We start from the raw sequence: 24,489 nt of genomic DNA, 5'->3' as shown, positions 1-24,489 counted from the left end.
TTCTCGTGCACGGCAGCCGTCACAGTCACCCGATCGAGAATCGCGTTCGACCAACACCACTCAAGATCGGAACGACAACAGCCAATTACCGCTGGCGTTGTTGTGGTAACTGGGCGAAGTAGGTTTGAAGCAGCTCGTGGCGGAACTCGTAGACCACGCCGACCTGGCGCAGGACGCCGCGTCGGTGGGCGTCTTCAAGGAACGCCATCGCGTCCCAGGGCAGCTTGCCGGTGAACGGCAGCCAGACGCGGGCGAGAACCACCCACTGGCCCCACGCGGTCAGGCTGACTGCACTCCCGAGTCCGCCTCCGAGCGCAATGAGGAACGCCAGTCTGAGCGACTGGGTGAAGGGCCAGTGGATCGGGATGCCCCAGATGGAGTGGTGCAGCAGCTCATCACTCAGCGCGACCCCGGCTCCGGACACGATTCCCAGCAGCGGTGCGAACATGAGCAGTTGCAGAAGCACGGTCCTGCGGTTCCGGTCCAGCAGATCGCGTGGTCCAGGGGCTGTTTCGACGGCGATGGGAGCCTCGAGCCAGGCCATCAAGGCGCCTACCAGCCCGCCTGCGAGTGCGAACGAGAGCCCGAAGATGACCACGTACCCGAGCCCGGCCAGGACCCACGTCGCACTCCCGGAGGCCAGAACGGGCACGAGTACGGTCAGGGGCCCGACCGCGGCCCCGGCCACGAGCCCCGCCAGGAACCCGATCCCAGCTCGCGTCCGGATCTCGCGCCCAGACCTAGCACTCGACCTCTCCGCCCAGCTTCCGATGGGCGTCCACACGCGCGAGGGTTCCAGCGCCGCGCCCCTGAACCGGAACCCGATCCCGTGCACGAGTGCGAAGACCAACGCGGCCGGGATGCCGTTGATCAGTGCGTCCACGAACCCGACGAGGAGTCCGTAGCCGAGCCTGTACACGAGCACGTGCCCAGGTAGGGCATAGGTGAGAACGGTGATGATCGCGTCCGTGACTCCGACGATGAGCCCCAAGCCTGTCCCGGACACGAGGCCAATCAGGATCAGGCGTTGCACCAGGCTCATGGTGGTGCCCAGTTCCCACCATTCGAGGCCGGGTTCGCGGCGCTGTTCACGGCGCTGTTCGAGGTGTTCTTCGGGGCCCTCTTCGAGATGCTCTTCGAGATGCTGTTCACGGCGCTCTTGGAGGTGGCGGGCGAGGTAGGTGAACCATGCGGTCACACGTTTCGGATCCCGCCGCCAAACGTTCCTGGACCATCTGTCCGGCGCCTTGCGGTCGGGGTGGGGCAGCGGCGGCGGGTTGCTCGGGTAGACCGATGGGACGAGCGATTTCAGAAGGTGGCCCTCGATCGCCCGGGCATCGGGGAAGCGCCGGTGATCGGCGAGGTCCCCGGGAGCCTCGCCCTTGATCGGGCGTGCGTAGACCTTGCGGCACAGCCACAAGTTGAGCGGAACCGTCAGGACCCTGGCCACGGTGCTGGACGGGTCCCTGACCAGTGCCCCCGCGAGCGGCTCCCAGCGCTCTTGGTGCTGCGGGGTGGCGCTCCCGAGCAGGTAGTCCGCGACCTCCTGGGCGGTCAGGGGTACGGGCTCGACCACAGCGGCCGCACGGAGCACCTCAGTGTGGCCGATGGCTTCGCGGTAGTCATCTGTCCGGCAGGTCAGGATCAGGGGGCCGCCCTGTCCAAGGACCTCGTTGATCTTCTCCAGTGCTATCGAATGATCGGCGGCGGGCAGCTCGTCCAGGCCATCGAGCACCGGCAGGATGCGTTGGTAGGTGATGAGGGAGGAGGCCGTGTCGCCGTCCAGGTGCGGGTACTCGCGCAACAGCTGCCGTTCCAGCCACACCTCCAGGTCCTCTTTCCCTGGCTGCCAGGAGGCGAGCGAGAGCAGGACCGGGACCGGGGCCCCCTCGCTCATTCGCTTGAGCAGCTCGATCACCAGCAGCACAGCCAGGGTGGTCTTGCCACTGCCCGCCCCGCCCAGCACGACCAGCCTGCGCTCCGTCAGGCCCATGAACACGCCGGCGAAGGCGGTCAGGTTCGCAACGCTGCCTGCGACCGGATTCCCTGTCAGGCGGAGATGGTCACCGGTCTCCTTGACGGGGCTCGCACGCCAGCGAACGGGAAAAGGCTCCGGTGCCCGTAGACCGCGCAGACGGGCTTCCCGCCGCCACTGCGCCTCCACCACCCTTCCCAGTTTCTGCACCGCTCTCTCGAACGGATCGGGGAGAAACATCTTGAAGTAGTTGATCTGGATGTTGTTGTCACCGATCACGATTGCGGTGTTGAAGACCATGCCCCGCTCAGCGTCAGGCTCCGCAGTGGTCACGTGGACCCGAAGCGGTTGTCCTGTCGGCTGTTCTTGCTGCTCGTGATCGCTGTCGACCCTTCGGCAGTGATCCCCCTCAGCGTCAGGCCCCGCAGCGGTCACTTGAAGTTGTTGTTCTGCTCGTTCCCGTCGCCGATCACGATCGCTGCCTGCCCATTGGTGGTGATCCCGCCGATGTTGTACTTGCCGGACTCCGGGCCGACGGGCGCGTCGAGCGCCCGGACCTGGTCCACGGCCTGCCGCAGTGCCTCGGTGAACTCCGCATCGTGCTCGGCCGCGTCCTCCAACGCCAGCTCCAACCGTTTCCGGGTTCGTACGGTCAGCTCTTCCCGCTCGGAGGCAGCCTCCTGCATCATGCTCTCCAGCGCCGGCTCAGCACCCAACCGGGAGACCACCACCTTGTGCAGGCGGTCCATCCCGGCGTCCAGCGCCGAATCGACCTCCGCATCCGCCCGCCCGGCCACCCGCCGTGCTTTGCGCACGGCCCACGCGAAGAGGTAACCCACTGCCAGCTCCATACCCACCACGTTCGCCCCCTCTGCAGGACACGTTCGCCACTACACCGACCATAGTTGCAAGCGCCCGGCCGCGCGGGCACAAAGCTCAAGACCACCAGCGGATCTCACTCCCAGGGGTCCTCCTGTCGCGTCGTGCCGGTCCCGGTGTCCTCGACAGCCACGGGCTCACTCACCTGACCATACGTCAGCACAGGTTGCCGAAGCCGGTGTTTCCTGCGCCAGACGCTGAAGAGGCCAGCGGCGATGGCGGTCGCGATCAGGAGCGCAGCGATCAGGAGCGGATACGGGAAGTGCTGCTGCTCGACCGGCCTGACGATGGAGGCGGTACCGAGCGGGGCCGCACCGCCGGGCTGGGAGCTCGATGCACTGGCCGACGCGCTCGCACTGCCGGAAGTCGACGGTACCGGGGTGGGCGCAGCCGAGCCCGAGGCACTCGGTCCGCCCGTTCCAGGGGACGGAACCGTTCCACCTGCCCCGCCCGCCGTGCCCGATCCACCTGTTCCACCTGTTCCACCGCCGGTCGTGCCCGAGGAGCCACCTGACGTCCCCGATCCGCCCGACGTGCCCGATCCACCCGACGACGAACCGGTCTTGGTGCCCGAGGGCGTTCCGGTCGGGCTGCCGGGGTTCCTGCCGCCCGTCGACCCGGAGGAGGGCGGGGGCGTCTGCGTCGGAGGCTCCGTCACGACGAAAGACCGAAGGACGTTGTCCTGTCCGGAGTCCAGCGCGCAGGAAGCGCCAATCGTGCCTGCGTAGGTCAGTGCACCACTCGCGGTCCTCGGGGTGACCTGCACCTCGAAATCCCCGATGGCCACCTTCCCCTGCCCTGGCTGGGGAAGTGTCACGGTAGGCGCGGTTCCGGTCGCCGTGAGCGCGAACGAGCCGGACGCCGGAATCGCCGTCCTGGCAATGGACATGGGCATGCTCTCCGCACGATTGACCTGTGGCGCCACTACCGCGCCATGTCCGACCACCGATCCGTCCACGCTCGTGGCACCGAGAACGGCCGCGTACTGCGTGAAGCTCGCGTCCACCGTCACCGTCCCGCGGATGGTGAACGGCGGACTGGGCTGGCCCGCCACCAGCGAGGTCGGGATGTCCGCGTCGATCGTGATGTCTGCGGCGTCGCCGACGAGCCCGGACGAGCACGTGTAGTGCAGTGTGCGCGAGACAGGGGCAGCGGCGGAGGGCTCCGCGTCGGGCACCGCCACCACCCCGACAGCAGCCATGACCGTCGCCGCCACCCCGGGGACGGCCCGCTTCCCGAACCCTCCCGAGCGACGTTCTTTGCCAAGCATGATGCCCATGATCACTCCATGACAATGGTCTCCCCCGGCGTCTCCCCCGATGCCAGTCAGTATGGCGACTGGTTATAAACGGATGCTTGCAGCCAGCGCGCCGTACCGTAGGTCTTCACATCGACTGACGGTGACGTTGCCGGCGGGTCTGACCCATCGATTGACTGACGCCTCGACTGCCCTATCTGCAAAAAGCTGCCACAACAGGGCCTCCTGGACCACTCGTTGGCGTGGACACCCTCCGAGCTACCACGAGGCCCTGCTCATCGCCGGTGTCGAGTGTCGTTCATGAAGCCGATCCCCAGCAGGCGAACGCTGAACTGTCCTCCTTTCGGCTGGACTTGTACGCCGCGATGACTCGCCGCACGGATGCCCTGCTCGAGGTAGCCGACGCACTGCTGTGCACCGATGGACCCGTCCGCGCACTGGTAGAACTGGCCCTGGCACCCGAACACCAGCCCTCACACGGCTCGCTCTACGCGGCCTTGAACCGCGGCAGTCCGGACCAGGCCCGGCTGCGGACGGCGATCGCGGCCCGCAACCTGCCCCGGGGGCCAGGCGGACGGATCGTGCTCACCGTCGACGTCTCCCCGTGGCTGTGGCCCGACGCCAGTCGCAGCGACGCCCGCTCCTTCTGCCACACCTACGGCCGCCGCGAGAACACCCACGAAATGGTGCCCGGCTGGCCCTACTCCTTCGTCGCCGCCCTCGAGTCGGGCTCCACCTCGTGGACGGCACTGCTGGACGCGAAGCGCCTGGAACCCGGCACTGACACCGCGGCGGTCACCTCCCGCCAACTGCGCGAGGCGCTGCGCTTCATCATCAACGCCGGCCACTGGACCGCGGGCGACCCGCCGGTCCTGGTCGTGGCGGACGCCGGCCACGACGGGCCCCGGCTGACGCATCTACTGCGGGATCTGCCAGCCCAGATCGTCGTACGGACCCGCTCCGACCGTGTCTTCTTCCACCCCGTTCCCGACAGCTACCGGGAGGGCCCCAAAGGCAGCCAACCCCCCGCACCACGGCGCCCGGTTCACCCTCGCCGACCCCGACACCTGGTACAAGGCAGACAGCAATTCCGAACACGTCACCCGCCGCCACGGCCGCCCTGCGTCGCCTCGGCCCCGTGCGTGGCCCGACGGGGCCGGACCGCCGGGCCCGGGAAGCCCAGCTGGCCAGTGTGGTCTCGTTGATCCTCAACTCCTTCACGACCTGCGCGATTGGCTTCCCGGTCTCGGGCAAGATCCGGACAGCCCCCTTGTCCCGTCCCTTGACCAGGCACGTTGTCCCGCCCGGAATGCCCCGGTCCTGGGCCTTGTCCTCCTGGTTTGTCCGTGACCTCACGCACGTCCCGGCGGGAGGACCCCCTGCCCGGCCGCCGCCGCGGTTGCGGCACCCGGTGGCGGATCCGGCTGACGGCTCGGCGCACCGGGGCTGCGGGCGGCCCCATCGGGGAGCCAGGCCCTACCCTTGCGGCTGCTGGAGCTTGGTCATGATGTGCTCCAGGACGGTCAGTTCCTCGGGGGTGAGCGCGAGAAGGGTGCGCGGGGGGCGGGTCAGGATCGATTCGGCCCGCTCGGCGGCGGCGGTGCCGGCGGCGGTAAGACTGACGATCTTGGAGCGGCGGTCGACGGGGTGGACACTGCGCTCCACATAGCCGCGCCGCTCCAGCTCGTCCACGACCAGCGTGGTGTACGGCTTGTCGGTGGAGAGCCGGTCGGTCAGCTCCCGCATGGTCAACGGGCCGGCCAGCAGCCGGCGCAGCGCCTTGACGCGGAAGAAGCTGAGGCCCAGCGCCTCCTCCACCTCGGCGCGGCGGTTCTCCTGCTTCAGCACCAGGAAGGACATCGCGGCCCAGACCCGGGCCGCCTCCGGTGGGACCACCACGCCGGTGTCTGCGTCATCGTCCGGGCGGGGCTCGACACCGTCGCCCGTGGTGTGTGTGCCCGGCCGGCCGCCGTCGTTCCTGCTGTCGTTCATCCGCTGTCGCGCTCCGCTCTGCTGGTCGGTCCGGGTCTGGGTCCGAGTCCGACCGCGGTGCCACGGGTCCGGCCTACCCGGTCCGACGGCCCGTGGTGAGGATACCGAGCGTCAGCACCGCTGCACCGCAGGCCGTCGCGATCCACCAACCGACGTGGCTGGCCGACGCGAAGCCGGTGCTCAGCGGCCCGTGCACGGCCGAGGTGGCCAGGGAGCCGATCACCGCAACCCCGAGCGCCTGGCCGGTCTGGCGGCTGGTGGTGGCGACCGCGGCGGCGACCCCGGCCTGGGCGGGCGGCAGGCCGGAGACGGCGGTGTTGGTGACCGGCGCGTTCAGCATGCCGAAGCCGAGGCCGAACAGCGCGTAGGAGCTGACGAGTTGCCAGGTGGCGGTGTGCGTGCTCAGGCCGGTCAGCATCAGCATGCCGGCGGCCATGGCGCTCCCGGAGACAACCAGCGGTAGGCGTGCTCCCCGGGCCGCGACCAGACGGCCGGCCAGCGGCGAGACCAGCATGGTCACGCCCGCCATCGGCAGGGTCAGCACGCCGGCGTGCAGCGGTGAGCAGCCGCGTACGTCCTGCAGGTAGAGGGTGTTGAGCAGAAGGAAACCTCCGAGTGCGGCGAAGCCGCAGATCGCGATGGCGACGGCCCCGGCGAAGGGGGCGCGGGTGAACAGCCGCGGGTCGATCAGCGGTGCGGCGCGGCGCAGTTCGTGGGGCACCAGGCAGGCCAGCGCCAGCGCGGCGAGCGCGCAGCAGCCCAGGGTCTGCGCGGAGGCCCAGCCGGCGGTGGGTGCCTCGATGAGGCCGTAGGCGAGGCTGCCGAGCAGGACGACGATCAGCAGCTGCCCGACCGGGTCGAGCGGGCGTGGGTGTTCGGCACGGGAGTCGGGGACGAACAGCGCGCACAGCACGAGGGCGGCCAGGCCCACCGGGATGTTGGCCCAGAAGATCGCGCGCCATCCGACCGAGTCGACCAGGCCACCGCCGAGCAGCGGCCCGAGCGCCATGCTGACACCCGCCACGGCGCCCCACACGCCTATCGCGCGGGCCCGCTCGCGGGGCTCGGTGAAGGTGTTGGTGATGATCGACATGGCGACCGGGTTGAGCATCGAGCCGCCCACCGCCTGCAGCGCGCGGGCGGCGACCAGCCAGTCCAGGCCCGGCGCGAGCGAGCACAGCAGCGAGCCGAGGGTGAACAGCAGCAGGCCGGTCTGGAACGTGCGGCGGCGGCCGAGGCAGTCGCCGGTGGACCCGGCGAGCAGCAACAGGCTTGCCAGGACCACGGTGTAGGCGGCGACCACCCACTGCAGCCCGGTGACGGTGGTGTGCAGGTCGCGCTGGATGGCCGGAAGTGCGGCGTTCACGATCGTGTTGTCCACGCCGACCATGAACAGGCTCAGGCAGCAGATGGCGAGCACTCTCGAGCGCCCGCGGCGGTCCGGTGAGGCCGCAACGGCGCCACGGGCGACAGGGGGGAGCACGGAAGACCACTTAGTTAAGGACATACAACCATTATATTCATACAACTAACCTTTGGCGCCGGTGACGTTGGGGCAGCAGGCTGGCCGAGCGAAGCCCTGGCACCTCACCCCGGCCTCGTCCAGCCCGGCCGCGCCTTCGAGCCGCCACGTCTTGTGCCGGGCGGCGGTGTTGCCGTCGGAGGCGACCAGGCCGTGCCGCGCGAGGTCGCCGAGCGCCTGCCGGATCCGCCTTGTTCGACGTCGCCTGCGAGCGCAGCAGGCGCTGGAGCTGGTCGGCGGTGGCAACCTTGAGGACGCCGCGCGCGGCGAGGACGTCGGCGCGCAAGCTCGTGGGTCGAGCCGTTGGGGTTGTCGGCGCCGCGTCGGTACGCGGCGCGGCCAGGCCGGGCCGGCTGTCCGTCGTCCTGGGCTCGAGGATCAGGTTGTGGGCCTGGCGGGCGCCGACGGGTGGCCGTTGCGGGAGCAGGCGCCCGCGGCGAGGACGCCGCCGGGCAGCGGGTGCTGGCCGGCGGGCTGCCAGCGGACCGCGACCGCGAGGCCGCGCGGGCCGGGCTCCAGGACGACGCCGTGGCGGCCGTCCCCGGCCCGGACGACGTCGATGCTGACGGCCGCGAGAACGGCGACCGTCTGGGCCCACAACGGCCGGTCCCCGCGGCAGTACAGCGGTTTATTACCGGCAACGCGATGGTCAGCGAGCTGGCTTGAGCAGGATGACCGCTGCGGAGTACGGCGCGAGGACGGCCGGTACCAGACCGCGCTGAACGGTGAGGGCGGTGTCATGCTGGCGCCAGGTGAGCGTGCGCTCGGTTCGATAGCTGCCGGGCAGCGAGAGGTGGAACTCCTGCGCCTGGTTTGGGTCCTTGTTGACCACCACCACGGCCAGCGCACCGTCCGCCCGGCGCACCGCATGGCCGGTGAGGGTCGGGCTGGTGGAACTGGTGGCGAGGGTGCTGCCGCCGCCCTTGACCGCCGTGGTCAGCAGCCGCATCGTCTGGTAGGTCGGGAACGGTGTGCCGACTGGCGGCTCGCACTGGTCGCCTTGGTCCTTGGTGGTGACGCAGTCACCGGAGGAGAGCAGGCCGAGGTCTCCCCAGCCGCCGCCAGCGGCCGCGGCCGGCCCGTTGTACAGGGCCCACCAGCTGACGTTCGAAGCGCCGTTCTCCAGTAGGGAGAGGTTGTTGTCGAGCAGGTAGAGCGCGCCCACGGCGGTCTGCTGCCTGGGGTCGTCCTCGGCGTTGACGTTGGTCTCACCCACGACGATGTCGATTCGGCGTCCCGGGCCAGAGGCATGATCGAGGTCGGCGCGCAGGGCGTTGATGACCGGCGGGTTGGCCGCGGTGTCGGCCAGGACGGCCGCATCGGTGCTGAGGAATCGCGAGTGGTACCAGTGGATGTCCACGAAGTCGACGACGGCGGCCAGCCCAGGGGTGCTGAGGACCGCGTCGTCCCAGGTCTTGGCTCGCTGGTTGGTACCGAGCGGGTCTGGTACCGCCAGGTCATAGGGGGCGAGTTCGACGCCGACCCGGATGGTCGGGTCTACGGCTTTCATCGCCTTGGCGTACTCGATGCTGTTGCGCGCATACGCGGCCGGGGACCTGTCCGGGTGCCCGTCGGGTTCAACCGGCGGCCTGCCGCTCCAGCCGTTGAGGTAGACCTCCTCACCGATGGCCCAGTCGCGGACGCGGTAGCCATGGGTCACGTTGGCGTAGCGCACCCAGTCGGCTGCCTCCTTTGCGTCGCCCGTACCGTAGTTGACGTGCACCAGTGCGCCGGCGCCGGAGACGCGGGCAGTCTCGGCGAACTTGTCGAAGCTGAACTTCGGCGCGGCCCACGAAGGTACGGGAGCGTGGATACCGGTCGGGTCTTGGCCGAGCGATCCGCCGTTTTGGAAGTGGTAGAGATCGCTGGGCCAGCCCGCGTCGAAGGACAGCGTGCGGATGCCCGCCCGGCGGATCAGTTCCGGGGTGTCGTCACGCAGCAGGTTCTCGTTCCAGAAAGGCGTGTCGACACCGACCGCGTGGTCCGAAATGGAGTTGGTGACCTGGCTGCCGACGGCGATCTCGGTACCCGCCGACGATTCAGCGGCAACGGCCGGGGCTACGGCCGAGCCGGCAAGGAGCGCCGTGGTGACGGCCAGAGCGGCGAGATGTTTGGACATGGGATGTTTCCCCTCCCCGAATAGCTGACGTACCGTCAGCTTTGCTGCTATGGAAGCCGGGCGGGCAGAGTCCGATGTCACGTATGCGTAATGACAGATGTCACGCGAGCCCGCGATCGGCGCGCAGTGCGGTCGCTCACCGGTGGATTCGCCTCATGGGACTGCAGCGGGCGGACGTGCATCACTCCGCCAGCGCACTGCGTTCGGGAGAAGCCGCTGACACAGCAGAATCACGCTGCGGAGAGGACTGCACTCGCAAGCTTCCTGGAGTTCGGCGAAGCCGGCGTACTCGGGTCGCAGGTTCACCGCGGTGGGGACCAGGTCCCGCTTCGCGATCCTGACCGTCGCCTCCGTCCCGCCCTTCGAGGCCGGGTCGGCCGGCATGCAGGACCGCACGACCGTCCCGTAGTAGCGGGCGATCGGCACCAGCTCGGGGTTACGGACCGCGATCCGGGCCACGTGCTCAACCGTGACGGTCTTCTCGTTGTCGGTCAGGCAGTTGGTCGGCACCCCGCCCAGTGTCCGGAACGTCGCGTCCAGGCGGGCTGCCACCGTCGGCGGAGTCTTGTCGAGCACGGGAATGACCACCCGGACCGCCAGTGATACGGCTGCCGCTGTGAACAGTGTCAGGCGGCCGTGCAGCGTCATCTGGTTGAACCAGCCGCTGAGCCGTTGGATCGTGCCCGGCTCTGTGGTGTCCCTACCGTCCGTGGCCGAACCGACCCTGGTTGAGGCAGCCGAGCACCGTCAGGGCGTGGTAATTGGGTACAGGACCCGTTCGCGGTCCTGGGGACAGCACCAGTAGGCGAACGCATCACGGTGTCCGAGTGCCATCGGGTGCCGGTGCGCCGGGCAGCGCGGGAACGGCTCGCTGCCGAGGATCTCCTGGCCCACGTCAACCAGCGCGTTGGCCAGACGCCATGCCACCACAGGAGCCGACTGCGCGGCATCGACCACGACGGATACCGGGTGGTGGTCGAGGTCAAAGCTCACCTCGACCACCACCGCCCCGGGATCGGGGTGCAGGGGCACACCGAGATGGTCTGCGGCCGCCGCGGCCTGTCCGGCGACGTCGTAGGGGCTTACGGCCGTCACGGTCACCGAGTGATTGGTGAGTTCGGTCAGGGACCGGGCCACCGCCGAGGCGACGGCATGTGCCCCGGAAGTGGACCCATCGGTAGATGACAAAGGAACCGCCAACGTTGAGGTTGGCGGTACCGGGCTTACCGCCAGCGTTCACACGGAACGTCATAGTGTCATGCCGATGCAGGAGATCCCGACTGGCGACACCGCCCTGAGTGCCGTGCAGAAATGTAGTCGACGGGCACGTTGTGCGGGGCGTTCTTCCCGAGAACTGGCTGCCCTCGTACCAGGAGACCCCTGTCTCCGCATGTTGCTCACCGCGATGGCAACCACGGCGGGCGAGACGTTGTAGCCCCAGTTCACGTTGTTGTAGCCGCAGTTGTACCCGCGTTCCGCGTAATTCAGCGGGCTGGAGAACCGAATCTTGGCTCCGACCTGCGCGGACATGGTTGTGGCCGCCTGGAGGGCGTTTCTCTAGGCAATGGTGTTTCGGCTGGTCAGCGGGGTGCGGGCTGGAGGTCGAGGACCTGCTTGGGGTGGGGGATGCGGAGCTTGGCGAGCAAGTCTCGCTGAGGCTTGGTCAGGCCGGTGACCTGCTGAAACGTGCCGGTGGGGCCGGTGAACGTCCCAACATGGAGGCGGAGCTCGCGGCGGGCCTCGGACCAGGTCGTCCCGGCCTGGGTCTCGAAGATGCGAATGAGAAGGAGGGCGAGCCAGCACAGGACGACGTGGGCCCGGATTCGCTCTTCGAGTCGGTGATAGACGGGCCGCAGGTCGCTGATCTGCTTCATGTCGCGCCAGCCCCAGCAATGCCGCCGCGAACACGGCCGCCGACCACATCGCCGTGCTCGATGCCGCGCTCGCCCAGATCCCCGATGCCCACCGGCACGGCACCGACATCCTCATCCGCGCCGACAGCGCCGGATCCGCCAAGGCCTTCTCGCCGCCGCAGGCGTGCCCGGGTTCTCGGTGTCCGGCTCCCTGGTGTCACTGGCCGCCTTCCTCGTCGGTGCCGCGGCCGCCGGGCGCCTGGAGAGCGTCATGCGCCGTGGCTCGCCGCACAGGTGGCTGCGCGCCACGCTGGTGACGGAAGCGGCGCTGCTGGCCGCGGCCGCCGTCTGCGCCTTCGCGACGAACGGCCGTGGAGCGCATGCGCTGATCGCGTTGATCGCCCTGGCCATGGGCCTGCGCAACGGAAACGGCGCCGGCGAAAACCTGACCTGGTCGGCCGCCGACTTCGAGAACTTCACCGAGCCACGACCGGAACTCGGCTCCTACGAGAGCGACTTCGAAAAGGCCGTGCGGCTGCTGATGGAGAACGGCTGGGGCTTTCGCCTGCACGCCACCTATGACGAGACGATCCGCCGCGACCTCGCGGTCTTCGAGAAGCTCGCCGCCGACGGCCTGTTCCCGGCGGGCAACCGCTGGCTGTTCGACCACGCCGAGACCGTCTCGCGCGACAGCCTGGACCGCGTCGCCGCGCTCGGCGGCGCCCTGTCGGTCCAGAACCGGATGTCCTTCCAGGGCGAGGCGTTCGTGCGCCGATACGGTGCCGGAGCCGCAGCCGAGGCACCACCGGTGCGCGCGATGCTGGAACGCGGTCTGACCGTCGGCGCCGGCACCGACGCCACCCGGGTGTCCTCCTACAACCCGTGGGTCGCGCTGCACTGGCTGGTGGCCGGGCGGACGGTCGGCGATCTGACGATCTACCCGCCGCAGAACCGCGTCGACCGGGCCACGGCGCTGACGATGTACACCCGGGCCGGCGCCGAGCTCACCGGAGAGCAGGACGTCAAGGGCATCCTCAAGCCCGGGTTCTACGGCGACCTCGCCATCCTCTCCGACGACTTCTTCACCGTCCCGGAGCAGGACATCGCCCACATCGAGTCCGTCCTCACCGTCACCGGCGGGCGCATCGTCTACGCCGCGGCCGAGTACGAGGGCATCGACGAGGCGGTGCCGCCGATCAACGCCTGCCGGCGGTGCTCGACACCGTCGGGCGCGGACGGATCCGTTCGCAGACGTGGTGCCTTTCGCCGAGCAGCTCGCTGCCATCAGGCCCGTCTGAGGGTCGGCACTGGCCTGAAGGGTAGGAGTGCCGCTGTGCCCAGGTCATCTGGGTGTTCCGCGACAGCACCCTCGCCATCGGCGACCACCACGCCGCGGCCGACAACTCCACCTACGTCTACCAATTCGACTACACCCCGGTTCCGGACCCCGCACACCTGGGCGCCACGCACTGCGTCGAACTCCCCTTCTTCTTCAACGCCGTCGACGACTACCCCGACAGCCCCATGCTCGGCGAGACCACCAGCGCGACCCGCTCTCTCGCCCACACGTTCTCCCAGGCGGTAGCGGCCTTCGTGGCCACCGGCCAGCCCGCCGCAGACCAGTGGCACCCGTACGAGCCCGCCGATCCGGCGACCGTCCGGCACTTCGCCTGACACCCGTCGCACCATCCGGTCTGCCACGCTCGAGCGGACTGGCCGCCTTAGCGTCGCCGTCGGGCGACCGAACTACTGACCCCCTCGGCCGGGGGAAGGCCGGCGATGATCAGGTCGAGGGCGAATTCGAAGCGCTGGTCGAAGTTGTCGGGGCCGACGTACGGCAGGGCAGTGGCCAGGGCCGGGTAGGTGTCGGCCGGGACCTGGTCCGGGAGGAGGGCCGGTGCGGTCTCCTGAGCGGCCTGCTGTTCCTGGGTCAGGCCCAGGGTCAGGTAGAAGATCGACCAGTGGGTCCACGCGGCCGTGCGCGGTGGGTGGCCGGCCGCCAGCAGGGTGGCGATCACGGTGTCGGCGTAGCGCAGCGTGCGGGGCTCGGCGGCGAAGACGCCCGCGACCATCCTGGCGGCGTCGCGGCGGGAGAGCAGCGCCGCGCGGCAGCGGCGGCTCAGTTCCTTGAGCCGGTCGGGGAACGCCTCGGGCAGCGGCTCGTCGAGACAGTGCGCGAGGAGTTCGTCGGAAGCCAGTTCGAGCAGGCGGCCCTTGCTGGAGGCGTGCCAGCGGACGGTGTTGTGCTGCACGCCGAGCCGGGCCGCGACGGCGCGCATGGTCACCCCGTCCAGCCCGTGCTCGTCAAGGACCGCCAGCGTGGCGGCGACGATCTCGCTCCGTGTCGTACCCATCCGATGCACCCCTCCGGTCGGCTTCCACGCCCCTATTGTCCAATGGACAATTCTAGGGCATGCTCCTCCTTGTCCAACGGACAAGAGCGAGAGGAAGTGGTTGTCATGCTCGACGTGCTCATCGCCGGGGCCGGCCCGGTGGGGCTCTGGCTGGCCGCGGAGCTGCGCCTGCACGGGGTGGAGGTGACCGTCGTGGAACGCCGGGCGGCACCGGACGGACGGTCGCGCGCGGTCGGCATGCAGGCCGGCACGCTGGACACCTTCGCCACCCGCGGACTCGCGGAGCGATTCATCGAACGCGGCACCCCGGTGCCGACCGGCCACTTCGGGGCGGCAACCACCAGGCTGGACTTCTCCACAGTCGGGGCGGTGCACCCGTTCATGCTGGCGCTCGGTCAGTCCGTCACCGAACAGCTCCTGGAGGAGCACGCGGTTGCCGTGGGCGCCCGGGTGCTGCGCGGCGAGGAGGTCGTCTCGCTCACCCAGGACTCGGACGCCGTCGAGGTGGTGATCCGGGCCGGCGGCACCCACCGGACCGTGCGGGCCCGCTGGGTGGTGGGCTGTGACGGCACCCGCAGCGCGGTGCGCCAGGCGGCCGGCATCGACTTCCCCGGTCAGGACACCACCCTGACCGGATGGCTCGCCGACGTCGAACTCGACGACCCGCCCACCGCCCCGCTCGCCGCGACCGGGCCGGCCGGCTCGTTCCTGGCGGCCCCGATCGGCGACGGCGTCCACCGGCTCGCGGGCCTCTCCACCGCCACCATGCACCACGGCACCGGCGAACCGCTGACCCTGGAGGAGGTACGCGAGCAGACCCGCACGCTACTGGGACGGGACCTGGGCATCCGCAACCCCCGGTGGCTGTCGCGCTACGGCAACGCCACCCGCCAGGCCGCGCGGTACCGGGCCGGACGGGTGCTGGTGGCCGGGGACGCGGCGCACATGTTCTTCCCGGCCGGTGGGCAGGGCATGAACCTCGGCATCCAGGACGCCACCAACCTGGGCTGGAAGCTGGCCGCCACCCTCCAGGGCCGGGCGCCCGACGGACTGCTCGACAGCTACGACACGGAGCGCCGGCCGGCCGCCCGCGCCGTCATCGACAACACCCGCGCGCAGCTCGCCCTGTTCGCCGCGGCGAGCCCGGAGCAGATCGCGCTGCGCGAGGTCTGGTCCACCGCGCTGGCCGAACCGCAGACCAACCGCCAGTGGGCCCGCCGGATCGCCGGCTTCGACGACCCGCTCCCCGCCGACACCGCACCCGGCGCACACCCCCTGGACGGCACGCGACTGGCCGGCCTCGCCCTGGACACGGCCGACGCACCCACCGCCCACCCGTTGATGCACCACGGCCGGCCACTACTGCTGGACCTCGGCGGGACGCGGACGCCGTGTTCCGCAGTCGGTCTGGAACAGCGGGCAGTCACCGTCAACACCGAAGCAGCGGATCCGATCTGGCGGGACGTCACCGCCGTTCTGATCCGGCCGGACGCCCGGATCGCCTGGGCCAGCACCGACACCGACCCGCTGCGCCGGGCCGCGGACTGCCTCACCGCCCTGCGCACCCTGTGCCGCTGAGCACCCCCATCCAGGCGTGCATCGCAAGGCGGGGCACCTCCCGGCCGAAGGCTGGAGGCGAGCGTGTTCTGGGGGCGCCTCCCGGCCAGAAAGACCACCCGGGGGTGCCGGCCCTACTGGAGCGGTTCGATTTCCCGGCCACCCTGCGCAAGGCCTGACGCCGCCGCCTGCTCAGCGTCGCCCGACCCTTGGCCCCGCGCATGTTCGGGCACCTCGTCGAGGACATCCTCACCGCTCTCGACGAGCAGACCGTCGTCGTCCCGGGCACCGAGGCCGCCGCACTGATCGTGCCGAGTCTGGCCAACTCCCTACGGGTCGTCCTCGTCCAGCAGCTCCTGGAAAGCGGATCCAGGAGCTGCTGGACGAGCACCCACTGTCCAAGATCCTCACCTCCGTGCCCGGCATCGGGACCAGGACCGGTGCCCGCATCCTGATCGACGTCGGCGACGCGAGCGCCTTCTCAACCGTCGGCCACCTCGCCTCATACGCCGTACTCGCCCCCGCGACCCGCAGTTCCGGATCCTCCATACGCGGGGAGCAGCCCTCCCGCCTCCCGTGCCGCTTCGTCAAGCAACGACCCTTCACCGCCGGCCGGGGACTCTTCGCCGCCGGCTCGACCGCCTCCCCCAGTGCGTCGGTCAGGTGGATGTAGGGGCGGGCCCGGGTGCCCCGCCGCAGGAGCAGCCCGAGGGCGCGGGCGATGCCGTTCCCGGTTGTGTTCGTCGCCCCTGCGTTCGTCACCCCCAAGATTAGCGTGCGTCACACACGCTTTTTCTGCTACAGTAAATGCGTGCTTAAGGCACGCATCATCCGCACCGTGCACTCACCGTGCGGGCCACCACCACCTGCAACCGGAGGAACCCCATGAACCGCACCGACGCACGCGCCGCCCTCACCGACCTGCTCCTCACCCCCGGGCTCGACCTCGACGAGGCCGCCGACCGCCACTTCGCCCCCGACTACCGCCAGCGCACCGACGGCAGCTGGGCCGACCGCACCGAATTCCTCGCCCACATCGCCCACCTGCGCACCGTCGTCGCCGGCGGCTCCGTCCAGGTCCACGACGAACTCTCGTCCGGCGACCGCTACGCCGACCGCCACACGATGGAGGTCATCAAGAAGGACGGCTCCACCGTCCGCATGGAGGTCTACCTCTTCGCCGAATTCGCCCCCGACGGCCGCTTCCGCCGCATCGAGGAAACCACCCTCATGCTCGAAGGCGACGAGGCCGACCGGAACCTCGGCAGCGCCCGCTGAACCCCCGCACCAACCGACTCATTGCCACGCCCCCCCGCCGCAAGACGACAACGACAGGATCCAAGCCGGCGGACGACAACGAGCAACGGAGTCGAACAGGCCCGCGACCAGCCCCGGACAACGGCCACGCCGGGCAGCCGGCACGAACGGGCGGCGGCGACCGGAACACGCGACACGCACCGTCCAGGCTCTCCATGAGCACCAGGCAGCCGGTCTCGAAGAGCCCCATCATGTGATGGCGCTCTTCGAGACCGGCCACCCCCTGATCGGGAGTTCCCCCCACACCTGCTCGATGGATCTCCCCAACCATGGGGCACCTGACCTGCGGCCGGGCGCCACAGGGGTGCCCGATGGACGGCCAGTTCCAGGGGCGGGACGGACTGTCCACGGTGGCCGAAGGTCAGCGCGTAGCGCCGCCGTAGGCGCCGGGGCCGTCCGGGTACCGTCGACGACTACGACCCGCTCGTGGCCTTCCTGGCGTCCAATGACGCGCGCGCTGGGTCACCCGGGGACACCACCCCCGTCCCGTCCCCGGCGGCGTGCGCTGATACCACGCGGTCTTCGCCGCTGACCCGAAAGCGGCCGGAGCCGTCGCTCAAGGTCAGCGAGGGGTGAGGAGGCGGAACTCGTTGCCTTCCGGGTCGGCCAGAACCGTCCAGGAGATTGCGGACTGGTCGATACCAGGGTCGGTGGCGCCCAGGGCGCGCAGTCGGGCTTCCTCTGCCGCCGGGTCGTCCCCGGGGTAGGGGCAGACATCGAGGTGGACGCGGTTCCACACGCTCTTGGTGTCAGAGGTGCGGAGGAACTCCAGGTAGGGGCCGACGCTGCACGTTCCGGTCGTGTTGCACCCCATGATTCGGCTACGGCCGCCGAAGAGAACCCGGCCACCGCCGAGATGCCCCCTCCGCCCCAAGCCAGGCGCCGCCCGGATCGTGGACCTCATCCAGCGCGGGCCGGCCGCGCCGATCTGGCACCCGCTCGGCAGCGGGGAGGTCGCGAAGGCGCATCAGAGGGTATCCGTTCTTCGCTGTGATCGTTTCAACGGGAGGCCTCCGCCCGCGCCAGGGGGCTGCTCCGACAGGTCCGTTCGGAGATCCACGACGGTGTCACCGAGGATGAGTGCGCGGTGGCACCGGAGGTGCTGCGCCGGGTGGTCCGCGACGTCGGCTGCCAGGACGCGCTACGCCGCTGAGGGTTCCGCGCCTCACCGGGCGCGGCGCGGAGGATGCGTCAACAGCCAAGCGGCAAGGCCCAGTCCGGCCACCGCGGCGGACCAGAGCACCTCGCCGTGCAGGAGGACGGCACCGGCCGCCGTCGCGCCCGCCATCGATTGCTGGAGGAAGCCGCACAGTGACATGGCGTACGCACCCGGGTCCGCCACCGCGCCGACAGCGGTGGCCATGCTGTTCGGGAACAGCACCGACTGGCCGAAGGCGACCGCGCAGCACAGCGCCGTGAACGCCGCCAGCGCAGCACCGCTGGGCAGGCGGGGCAACGACCAGAGCACCGTCAGCAGCGCCCCGGCGCCGGTCACCACCAGCGGCCCGCTGCGCAGCAGGCGCTCCGGACCGACCCTGGCCACCAGGCGGTTGACGGTGAGTGCTCCGGCCAGGTACGCCGCCCCGAGCAGCAGCCCGAGAGTGCCGCTGGCCTCGGCGGACAATCCGAAGTGCTGCTGCAGCACGAACGGGCTGACCTGCTGCAGCAGCACGAGCGCGGCGAACCCGAGACCTCCCGCAGCGGCCGGCCGCAGGAAGCCGGGCGTCCGGGCGATGGCCAGGCAGTTGCGCCAGACGTCGGCCGATGGCGTCCGCGTGGCGGAGGCCGGTTCCATCGGGAGCAGCAGCGTCCCCAGCATCGCGACCAGCCCGAGTGCCGCGAGCACCCCGAAGCCCGTCTGCCAGCGTGCGTACCGGTCGATCAGGCCGCCCAGGAACTGGCCTCCGCCCAGCGCGCCGATGAAGGCGATCGACAGCACCGACAGCCGCCGGGCGAGTTCGGTGCCGCTGCCGAGGTCCCGCACCAGGATCCGGGCGATGATCGCGCTGCCGCCCGCTCCGACCCCCTGGAGCGTGCGCAGCGCCAGCAGTACGGGCAGCGAGCCGGTCACCATCAGCGCCGCGCCGGCGCCGGTGAACAGCGCGAGCGCGGCGAGCAGCGCCGCGCGGCGGCCGTATCGGTCGGCCGCGACGCCCCACAGTACGACGGGTGCCGCCGCGCCTATCACGAAGCACGAGACGGACAGCTCGGCGCCACTGCCCGAGGTGCCGAAGTGCCGGGCCACCTCCGGTAGCGAGGGCAGGTAGATCGTGGTGGTCAACTGGGCCAGGAAGACCAGCAGGCAGGAAAGGAGCATGGTGTGCCGTGCCCGGCGGTCGGGAATTCCCTTCCGGTATTCCGCGGATTCCCCGAGGGTACGTGAATGGTCGGTGCTGCGGCGGGTTTTCAAAGCCGTCTCCGGAACAGAAGGTCAGGTGATCACCGGGAACGGCGAAGATCCTGTCAATGCGCCCGAAGAAGTGTCAATCGGAAACGGCGTTCACCGACCGGCAATGATTTGCCGGTCGAGTGGTGTGGCATTCGGCGCGCTTTCCAGTAGGGTGAGGCGCAGTCCCGGCCAACCGGTCGGCAGCAGGACCCGAGCGACGACCTCGACCGGCTCCGGGGCGACCTGGGGCAGCCGCAGCCGGACGTCGTGGCCGTCCCGGTGGGCGATGACGACCGGTCCGGCGTCCCAGATCCGCCGGCATTCCGGATCGGCCAGCGCCTCGTCCAGCAATGCGCGCAGCCTTTCCTCGCGCGGGTACTGGGCCATCGCGAAACGGAGCATGGCCAGAAAGGCCCGGCCGTGGCGTGGCCAGTCGGCCATCTGTTCCCGGGCCCGCGCATCGGTCAGCCCCCAGCGGGCCACATTCGCCCGGGGCTCGGAAATCCACGGAAACCAGTGTGCCGCCGCGGCATTGTGGTCCAGTACGTTCCAGACGTGGTCGGTGAGAAACGCGGGCTCCGGTTCGTGCTGAGCCAGCAGCCGACGAAGGGGCGCCAACTCACCCGCCCCGCGCTCCGGCGTTACGGGCGGGAACGGCTCACCGCCGGCCGCGTACAGGAAAACGGTGGCCCGCTCGTCCGGGCACAGCCGCAACGCGTCCGCCAGCGCGCCCAGGGTCCGGGCATCGAGGCGCGGGATCGCACCGCGCTCCAGGTCGCGGTACCACCGCTCGCTCATCCCGGCCCCGGCCGCCACCTCCACCTGGGCGAGCGGCCGACCGCGCCCCGACCGCTGGCCGGCCCGCGCGCGCCAGGCCCGCAACAGTCCGGCGAGCCCGGGCTGCTCCGGTGCCGGGTACTCGGGTCGCATGCCGGTCTCCTTCGTCCGTTCGGCCGACGGCCGCAGTGGGCCGCCGGGGTGACCGCATGACCGTACCTCGCACACCCCGCCGCGTACGCCGGCGAGCACCTGGTCGTCCTGCGCCCCGACGTGGTCCTCCCGGGAACGTCCGGCCGCCAACCTTGATGGCCGTCCCGGCGCCGCGCCGATTCCTTGATGACCGTCCCCGGGCGTCTCCACCGCTGGCACAGTGCGCCCGGCCACTGCACTGACGGTCGGGGGTGGCGGTTTCGGTGGAAGCTACGGCGCGCCCGGTACTGCATATGTAGTGTGGGATCGAGGGGAGGGGCCAATGCTGATCGACTTCGTTCCTGACGGGGGTTTGTACCCTTTCCAGTCGCGCTGGTTCGACTCGTCCGTCGGGCGGGTTCACTACATCGATGAGGGGACCGGGCCGACGCTCCTGTTCTGTCATGGCGCTCCGACGTGGAGTTTCCTCTACCGTCACATCGTGAAGCGCCTGCGCGACCGTTACCGCTGTGTCGCCGTCGACTATCCGGGTTTCGGATTGTCCGAACGTCCAGCAGGCTTCGGCTACACGATCGCCGAGCACACCGCGGTCATTGGCGAGCTGATCGATCATCTGCGGCTCGACGGCTTCGTTCTGATGGGACAGGACTGGGGCGGACCTATCGGTTTGGGCGCGGTCACCGCCCGCGCGGATCGGGTGAGGGGGATCGTGCTGGGCAACACCGTGTTCTGGCCGATCGAAGCGATGGCGAATCGGGCGTTCAGCATGATCATGAGCAGCCGTCCGATGCGGCGGCGGATACTCGAACAGAACTTCCTCGTCGAGCGCGTCCTGCTCGCAGAACTGGGCCCCAAACTCACCGCAGCCGAGGCCGACCACTACCGCGCGGTGCAACCCACCCCGGAAGCCCGGCGCGGACTCGCCGTGATGCCGAAGGAAATTCGTGCCGCGCGCCCGCTGCTGGACCAGCTCGCCCGAGACGTACCCGTCCTACTCGGTGACAAGCCTGCCCTGTTGGTGTGGGGTATGCGGGACATGGTGTTCCGTCCGAACGCCTGCATCCCGCGGATGCGTGCGGCTTTCACCAACCTCGACGTAGTCGAGCTGCCACACGCGCGGCACTTCGTTCAGGAACATGAACCGGCCGCGATCGCAGAGGCGGTCGCAAAGCGGTTCCCGTGAATTCCGCGCGGGTGACCCCTATGCCAAGCAGCCAACTCGACTGGAGCTGAACCTGGTTCGTCGCACTGGAGCCGTGCTCCCTCATCGGCGTGCAGGGCGCAGAAGCCGAATCGGCCCGTCGGAGAACCGACGGGCCGTCACGACAAGTGCGAGGCTCAGATGCAGTGGTCCGGGCCCTTGCTGAACTGGCCCCAGTAGTCGCCACCACCCCAGTAGATGCACTGGCCCGGGGCGTAGACGTACACGGGCCCGGCGTAGTACGAGTAGGTGCCCGAGTCGGACTGCGACGACGGCGGGTTGGGCGTGGTGGCGACCCACGCGTTCGTGTCATCGATCGGCGAGCCCCAGTCGCCGGGCACATGCATGGTGACGACGCAGTCGGTGCCGCCGTTGTACGAGAGGTAGACGTGTTCCGAGTTGAGGTCGATCTCGTCGAGGGGGCGGTAGCCGGATCCGCACAGCGCGGCGGCACCATTACTGTCGTCGGAGACCGCCGAGGCCGACGTGGTCATGAACGCGACCGAGACGAGGGACGCGGCGCTGAGGGTGATGGCGGCCCGCTTGAGTACGGACTTTCCAGTAAACACGGCATCTCTCCGTCATGGCTTCTGGTGCACTGACTTGGCTGGAGAACATGACAGCGGCCGACCGTATCGCCGCCGCATCCCGAGGCGGCCGGAGTCCCGCTGCAGGGTGGGGCGGCGGGTTACCGCTCCGGTAGGACGCACCGGGGTGGTTCCAGGGGCAGGGCGAGGCCCGTTGTTGGCTGGAGGTCTCCCTCAAGTGCGACGGATGACTGCGGTCAGCCGCAGTTGTGGGGCTGACCGTTGAAGGTCTGGGCGATCTCGTGGCCGGCCGGGTCCCACATGTCTACCTCTTCCCACACGCACGAGCCGACCGCGTAGACCGAGACCGGGCCGGCGTAGGTGGTGTAGTAGTCGGTGTCGTCCTTCGGGCTGTCCACGTTGGACCAGAGCGTGATGCCGGTACGCGTCCGCTGTCCGACGAACACCTTCTTCACCGCGACCTCGCAGTTGTGTCTACCGTCCCAGTAGCCGTAGACGGTCGCCACCACGGTGTTGGCGTAGTCGCCTTCTCCCGTGAAGTCCTGGGAGTAGACCAGGTTTCCGTTGCAGCCGTAGCCTCCCGCGTGGGCGGTGCCCGAGATGCCTGTCACCAGACCGGCCGCCAGTACGGCCGAGGTGCCGACGCCGGCCAGACGCCGCCTCAGCCCGGACTTCCTCATGTTCATCGTCTCCCGCTTCCTCTGCCTCGCCGGCTTCCCCGCAGGGACGCCGTTCCTGGACGAGAACCATCGTCGAGCACCGCCCTCGCCGATCCCATGGCGTTGAGTTGGCGTTCGTATGGTCTTTCGTCACCGCGATGGTCTACGGTCATGGACTGACCGACGGCACGGGAACCATGGGGACGCCGGCCGTGTCTGACGACTGTCGGCAGGGGACGCACGTGCCTGGGCAGTTCGGGGAAACGCTCCGGCGCCACCGGCTGCGGGCCGGTCTCACTCAGGAGGAACTCGCGGAGCGGTCCGGTGAGTCCGCGCACGCGATCAGCGTGCTGGAGGCCGGCCGGCGGAGCCCACGGCTGTCCTCCGTGTCCAGACTCGCCGCGGGCCTCGACCTGGAGCCAGCCGACCGCGGCACGCCGGCACTTGGGGCTGCCACACACCCGACGGGGCTTTCACGACAGGCGTGCAGCACGCCCGCGCCTACGCCGCCGAACACGGCCGCTTCCCCACCCCGAAAGGGACCCGCGCCAGCGGGTTCCCGCTCTCGGCCCCCAGAGGGCATGCGATTTCGGAGTGGGGCGCGTCGGCGGGCGCCCCACTCGAAAGGTGCTCGGCCGGTCTGGGCTAGCGCTGCTGAAGAAGCGCCACCGCGTCCTTGACGCGTCCGAGGTCGACGAGGTACCAGGCCAGCTCGCTGCGGTTACCGTCGGGGTGCGGTTCGAGTACGGCGACGACCTCCTCGATGCGTCCATCGTCGGCCAGCAGCTCGGCAATGGAAGACGCCCCGTACCACGTGTCACCCTCCGGATGCGCTCGCGCCAAGTCGATTGCTTCCTGACGCCGACCGCAGGCGGCCATCAGCGGAAGCCGCATCTCGAAGAAGCCCCACTCCTCCTCGCCATGGTGCGCCTTGAGGGCGTCGAGGTAGTCCAGGCCGTCCTGGGCACGGCCGTGGTCGGCGTACAGGGCGCACAGGCTGCGGACGATCCAGTCCTCCGCACCACCGGGCGAGTCCCCGAGCGAGCGCATCACCTCGATCGCCTCAATGCCCCGGCCGCGTCGCACCAGGAGCTCCTTGAGCTGCACCGCCCCGGAGCGCCGGCGGGCCTGCGGATCCCCCGGCTGCCGGTACACGGCGATCGCGCCCTCCACGTCACCGCGCTCCTCCAGCAGTTCCGCGAGACGCTGCGCGGCGCGCCCGTGGTGCTCGGTCGCCGCGTACGCCCGCAGCTCCTCGATCCGGCCGTGCCGGGCCAGCAGGTCTGCCAGCTGGCCGTGGTCGCGGGAGTGCAGCAGCGCGATCGCATCGTCAATGCGGCCCTGGCGTTCGCGGATCGCGGCGAGCAGGTAGACGGCGTTGTCCGGTTTGACGCCGCTGCGGCGGCATGACGGGTCCTCGCTGCCCTGTGGCGCCTCGATGCGGGCGGCCAGCAGCGCGGCGGCGTCCTCGTCCCGGCCAGCGCCTTCGGCGACGTCGACCAGGGCCGCGGCGAGGAACCAGTCCTCGATCTGCGGGAGGAGCAGGGTGAACGCCTCCTCACCCCGCCCGTGCCGGGCGATCGACACCGAGATGCTCGCTACCGTCCCGGCTGGCGACGAACTCCGCCCGTACGGAGCCCGCCCCACTACCCGAGCCGTCAACGCCCATCAGCCGCGACTCCCTCACACGGAAGAGCCGCCGCGACAACCGGCAAAGCCCCGCGGGAGCCACCGACTGAACGCCTTCCCCGGAAGGGACGCCTGTCCAGCATCCGATCGCCTCTTCCGATGGGGTCCAGTCCCACAGGTCCGGGCACCGAATGCCAGCGTCCGGGGGTTACAGCAGCATCGCCTCGAACTGGAACTCGGGCGCGGTCAGTGGTTGTTCGGACCAGATGACCTTGCCGCGAGCCGTGTACCTGGTCCCCCACCGCTC

20 protein-coding genes and 5 pseudogenes are annotated in these 24,489 nt (G+C 69.9%); 8 read left to right on the top strand and 17 right to left on the bottom strand.

What is annotated here, in order from left to right:
• Positions 1-85 precede the first annotated feature (85 nt).
• The 3 genes from ACWDAK_RS34625 to ACWDAK_RS34615 all read right to left on the bottom strand — a co-directional run bounded on the left by ACWDAK_RS34625 (position 86) and on the right by ACWDAK_RS34615 (position 4,133).
• A complete protein-coding gene (locus ACWDAK_RS34625) occupies positions 86-2,275 on the bottom strand; it encodes an NACHT domain-containing protein (protein WP_344641167.1) in 2,190 nt (729 codons plus the stop codon).
• 131 nt (positions 2,276-2,406) lie between these two features.
• Positions 2,407-2,826, bottom strand: coding sequence for a hypothetical protein (locus tag ACWDAK_RS34620; protein WP_344641168.1), 420 nt, complete (start codon positions 2,824-2,826; stop codon positions 2,407-2,409).
• Positions 2,827-2,930: 104 nt separating this feature from the next.
• Positions 2,931-4,133 carry a DUF6801 domain-containing protein gene (locus ACWDAK_RS34615; protein ID WP_427395743.1) on the bottom strand — a complete coding sequence of 401 codons (1,203 nt, stop codon included), beginning with the start codon at positions 4,131-4,133 and terminating at the stop codon, positions 2,931-2,933.
• Between the two features lie 344 nt (positions 4,134-4,477).
• Here ACWDAK_RS34615 and ACWDAK_RS34610 point away from each other — a divergent pair, with 344 nt between their 5' ends.
• Positions 4,478-5,317: a transposase gene (locus tag ACWDAK_RS34610; protein ID WP_344641170.1), complete on the top strand. Its 840-nt coding sequence runs from the start codon at positions 4,478-4,480 to the stop codon at positions 5,315-5,317.
• Positions 5,318-5,588: 271 nt separating this feature from the next.
• Here ACWDAK_RS34610 and ACWDAK_RS34605 read toward each other — a convergent pair whose 3' ends face one another.
• From ACWDAK_RS34605 to ACWDAK_RS34575, 7 genes and pseudogenes are all read right to left on the bottom strand, one after another.
• Positions 5,589-6,104, bottom strand: coding sequence for a MarR family winged helix-turn-helix transcriptional regulator (locus ACWDAK_RS34605; RefSeq protein ID WP_344641171.1), 516 nt, complete (start codon positions 6,102-6,104; stop codon positions 5,589-5,591).
• A gap of 73 nt (positions 6,105-6,177) precedes the next feature.
• Positions 6,178-7,611: an MFS transporter gene (locus ACWDAK_RS34600; protein ID WP_427395742.1), complete on the bottom strand. Its 1,434-nt coding sequence runs from the start codon at positions 7,609-7,611 to the stop codon at positions 6,178-6,180.
• A 393-nt stretch (positions 7,612-8,004) separates the two neighbouring features.
• Positions 8,005-8,226 (bottom strand): hypothetical protein, encoded by a 222-nt coding sequence (locus ACWDAK_RS34595; protein ID WP_344641173.1) that lies wholly within the window; start codon positions 8,224-8,226, stop codon positions 8,005-8,007.
• 49 nt (positions 8,227-8,275) lie between these two features.
• Positions 8,276-9,745, bottom strand: a complete 1,470-nt coding sequence (locus ACWDAK_RS34590; protein WP_344641174.1) for a hypothetical protein — start codon at positions 9,743-9,745, stop codon at positions 8,276-8,278.
• Between the two features lie 255 nt (positions 9,746-10,000).
• Positions 10,001-10,390, bottom strand: a pseudogene (locus ACWDAK_RS34585) (IS21 family transposase); the annotation flags it as partial.
• A 102-nt stretch (positions 10,391-10,492) separates the two neighbouring features.
• Positions 10,493-10,846, bottom strand: a complete 354-nt coding sequence (locus tag ACWDAK_RS34580; protein ID WP_344641175.1) for a hypothetical protein — start codon at positions 10,844-10,846, stop codon at positions 10,493-10,495.
• A 479-nt stretch (positions 10,847-11,325) separates the two neighbouring features.
• A pseudogene (locus ACWDAK_RS34575) lies at positions 11,326-11,631 on the bottom strand (IS1634 family transposase); the annotation flags it as partial.
• Between the two features lie 151 nt (positions 11,632-11,782).
• Between ACWDAK_RS34575 and ACWDAK_RS34570 the strand changes: the two are divergent.
• Together ACWDAK_RS34570 and ACWDAK_RS34565 are read left to right on the top strand one after the other, a co-directional pair.
• Positions 11,783-12,796 (top strand): annotated as a pseudogene (locus ACWDAK_RS34570) (amidohydrolase family protein); the annotation flags it as partial.
• 152 nt (positions 12,797-12,948) lie between these two features.
• Entirely contained in the window at positions 12,949-13,272 is a 324-nt protein-coding gene (locus ACWDAK_RS34565) for a carboxylesterase family protein (RefSeq protein WP_427395741.1), read from the top strand.
• A gap of 47 nt (positions 13,273-13,319) precedes the next feature.
• On the opposite strand, the gene ACWDAK_RS34560 is transcribed toward ACWDAK_RS34565, so the two are convergent.
• Positions 13,320-13,952 carry a TetR/AcrR family transcriptional regulator C-terminal domain-containing protein gene (locus ACWDAK_RS34560; RefSeq protein ID WP_344641340.1) on the bottom strand — a complete coding sequence of 211 codons (633 nt, stop codon included), beginning with the start codon at positions 13,950-13,952 and terminating at the stop codon, positions 13,320-13,322.
• 105 nt (positions 13,953-14,057) lie between these two features.
• Here ACWDAK_RS34560 and ACWDAK_RS34555 point away from each other — a divergent pair, with 105 nt between their 5' ends.
• The 3 genes and pseudogenes from ACWDAK_RS34555 (at position 14,058) to ACWDAK_RS34545 (ending at position 16,787) form a co-directional block, all read left to right on the top strand.
• Complete coding sequence (locus ACWDAK_RS34555; protein ID WP_427395740.1) at positions 14,058-15,530, top strand: FAD-dependent monooxygenase; 1,473 nt, start codon at positions 14,058-14,060, stop codon at positions 15,528-15,530.
• 59 nt (positions 15,531-15,589) lie between these two features.
• Positions 15,590-16,080 (top strand): annotated as a pseudogene (locus tag ACWDAK_RS34550) (transposase); the annotation flags it as partial.
• Positions 16,081-16,394: 314 nt separating this feature from the next.
• Positions 16,395-16,787 carry a nuclear transport factor 2 family protein gene (locus tag ACWDAK_RS34545; RefSeq protein WP_344641342.1) on the top strand — a complete coding sequence of 131 codons (393 nt, stop codon included), beginning with the start codon at positions 16,395-16,397 and terminating at the stop codon, positions 16,785-16,787.
• Positions 16,788-17,388: 601 nt separating this feature from the next.
• On the opposite strand, the pseudogene ACWDAK_RS34540 reads toward ACWDAK_RS34545, so the two are convergent.
• The 3 genes and pseudogenes from ACWDAK_RS34540 to ACWDAK_RS34530 form a co-directional block, all read right to left on the bottom strand.
• Positions 17,389-17,610: pseudogene (locus ACWDAK_RS34540) on the bottom strand (VOC family protein); the annotation flags it as partial.
• Between the two features lie 381 nt (positions 17,611-17,991).
• Positions 17,992-19,143, bottom strand: coding sequence for an MFS transporter (locus ACWDAK_RS34535; protein ID WP_344641343.1), 1,152 nt, complete (start codon positions 19,141-19,143; stop codon positions 17,992-17,994).
• 183 nt (positions 19,144-19,326) lie between these two features.
• Positions 19,327-20,145 carry a helix-turn-helix transcriptional regulator gene (locus ACWDAK_RS34530; RefSeq protein ID WP_344641344.1) on the bottom strand — a complete coding sequence of 273 codons (819 nt, stop codon included), beginning with the start codon at positions 20,143-20,145 and terminating at the stop codon, positions 19,327-19,329.
• A 322-nt stretch (positions 20,146-20,467) separates the two neighbouring features.
• Between ACWDAK_RS34530 and ACWDAK_RS34525 the strand changes: the two genes are divergently transcribed.
• Positions 20,468-21,328 (top strand): haloalkane dehalogenase, encoded by an 861-nt coding sequence (locus ACWDAK_RS34525; RefSeq protein WP_427395739.1) that lies wholly within the window; start codon positions 20,468-20,470, stop codon positions 21,326-21,328.
• Positions 21,329-21,483: 155 nt separating this feature from the next.
• Here ACWDAK_RS34525 and ACWDAK_RS34520 read toward each other — a convergent pair whose 3' ends face one another.
• Both ACWDAK_RS34520 and ACWDAK_RS34515 read right to left on the bottom strand, forming a co-directional pair.
• Positions 21,484-21,915: a hypothetical protein gene (locus ACWDAK_RS34520; RefSeq protein WP_427395738.1), complete on the bottom strand. Its 432-nt coding sequence runs from the start codon at positions 21,913-21,915 to the stop codon at positions 21,484-21,486.
• 215 nt (positions 21,916-22,130) lie between these two features.
• Positions 22,131-22,580: a hypothetical protein gene (locus tag ACWDAK_RS34515; protein WP_427395737.1), complete on the bottom strand. Its 450-nt coding sequence runs from the start codon at positions 22,578-22,580 to the stop codon at positions 22,131-22,133.
• A 131-nt stretch (positions 22,581-22,711) separates the two neighbouring features.
• Between ACWDAK_RS34515 and ACWDAK_RS34510 the strand changes: the two genes are divergently transcribed.
• Positions 22,712-23,233, top strand: coding sequence for a helix-turn-helix domain-containing protein (locus ACWDAK_RS34510; RefSeq protein ID WP_427395747.1), 522 nt, complete (start codon positions 22,712-22,714; stop codon positions 23,231-23,233).
• On the opposite strand, the gene ACWDAK_RS34505 is transcribed toward ACWDAK_RS34510, so the two are convergent.
• The gene (locus ACWDAK_RS34505) at positions 23,199-24,140 is read right to left on the bottom strand and encodes a tetratricopeptide repeat protein (protein ID WP_427395736.1); all 942 of its coding nucleotides are present in this window, start codon (positions 24,138-24,140) and stop codon (positions 23,199-23,201) included. The two genes, ACWDAK_RS34510 and ACWDAK_RS34505, sit on opposite strands and share 35 nt — an antisense overlap.
• Positions 24,141-24,489: the final 349 nt, after the last annotated feature.

The sequence above is a fragment of the Kitasatospora sp. NPDC001175 genome (assembly GCF_053598215.1).
The sequence above is the reverse complement of the archived record's forward strand: the minus strand, read 5'-3'. Positions and strand labels throughout refer to the sequence as shown.

Bases quoted from the DNA above. Each gene is read 5' to 3' on its own strand.
- ACWDAK_RS34530 (WP_344641344.1), bottom strand. From the start codon at position 20,145: ATGCGACCCGAGTACCCGGCACCGGAGCAGCCCGGGCTCGCCGGACTG.
- ACWDAK_RS34600 (WP_427395742.1), bottom strand. From the start codon at position 7,611: ATGTCCTTAACTAAGTGGTCTTCCGTGCTCCCCCCTGTCGCCCGTGGC.
- ACWDAK_RS34615 (WP_427395743.1), bottom strand. From the start codon at position 4,133: ATGGGCATCATGCTTGGCAAAGAACGTCGCTCGGGAGGGTTCGGGAAG.
- ACWDAK_RS34590 (WP_344641174.1), bottom strand. From the start codon at position 9,745: ATGTCCAAACATCTCGCCGCTCTGGCCGTCACCACGGCGCTCCTTGCC.
- ACWDAK_RS34560 (WP_344641340.1), bottom strand. From the start codon at position 13,952: ATGGGTACGACACGGAGCGAGATCGTCGCCGCCACGCTGGCGGTCCTT.
- ACWDAK_RS34625 (WP_344641167.1), bottom strand. From the start codon at position 2,275: ATGGTCTTCAACACCGCAATCGTGATCGGTGACAACAACATCCAGATC.
- ACWDAK_RS34620 (WP_344641168.1), bottom strand. From the start codon at position 2,826: ATGGAGCTGGCAGTGGGTTACCTCTTCGCGTGGGCCGTGCGCAAAGCA.
- ACWDAK_RS34535 (WP_344641343.1), bottom strand. From the start codon at position 19,143: ATGCTCCTTTCCTGCCTGCTGGTCTTCCTGGCCCAGTTGACCACCACG.
- ACWDAK_RS34605 (WP_344641171.1), bottom strand. From the start codon at position 6,104: ATGAACGACAGCAGGAACGACGGCGGCCGGCCGGGCACACACACCACG.
- ACWDAK_RS34545 (WP_344641342.1), top strand. From the start codon at position 16,395: ATGAACCGCACCGACGCACGCGCCGCCCTCACCGACCTGCTCCTCACC.
- ACWDAK_RS34510 (WP_427395747.1), top strand. From the start codon at position 22,712: ATGGTCTACGGTCATGGACTGACCGACGGCACGGGAACCATGGGGACG.
- ACWDAK_RS34525 (WP_427395739.1), top strand. From the start codon at position 20,468: ATGCTGATCGACTTCGTTCCTGACGGGGGTTTGTACCCTTTCCAGTCG.
- ACWDAK_RS34555 (WP_427395740.1), top strand. From the start codon at position 14,058: ATGCTCGACGTGCTCATCGCCGGGGCCGGCCCGGTGGGGCTCTGGCTG.
- ACWDAK_RS34515 (WP_427395737.1), bottom strand. From the start codon at position 22,580: ATGAACATGAGGAAGTCCGGGCTGAGGCGGCGTCTGGCCGGCGTCGGC.
- ACWDAK_RS34610 (WP_344641170.1), top strand. From the start codon at position 4,478: ATGACTCGCCGCACGGATGCCCTGCTCGAGGTAGCCGACGCACTGCTG.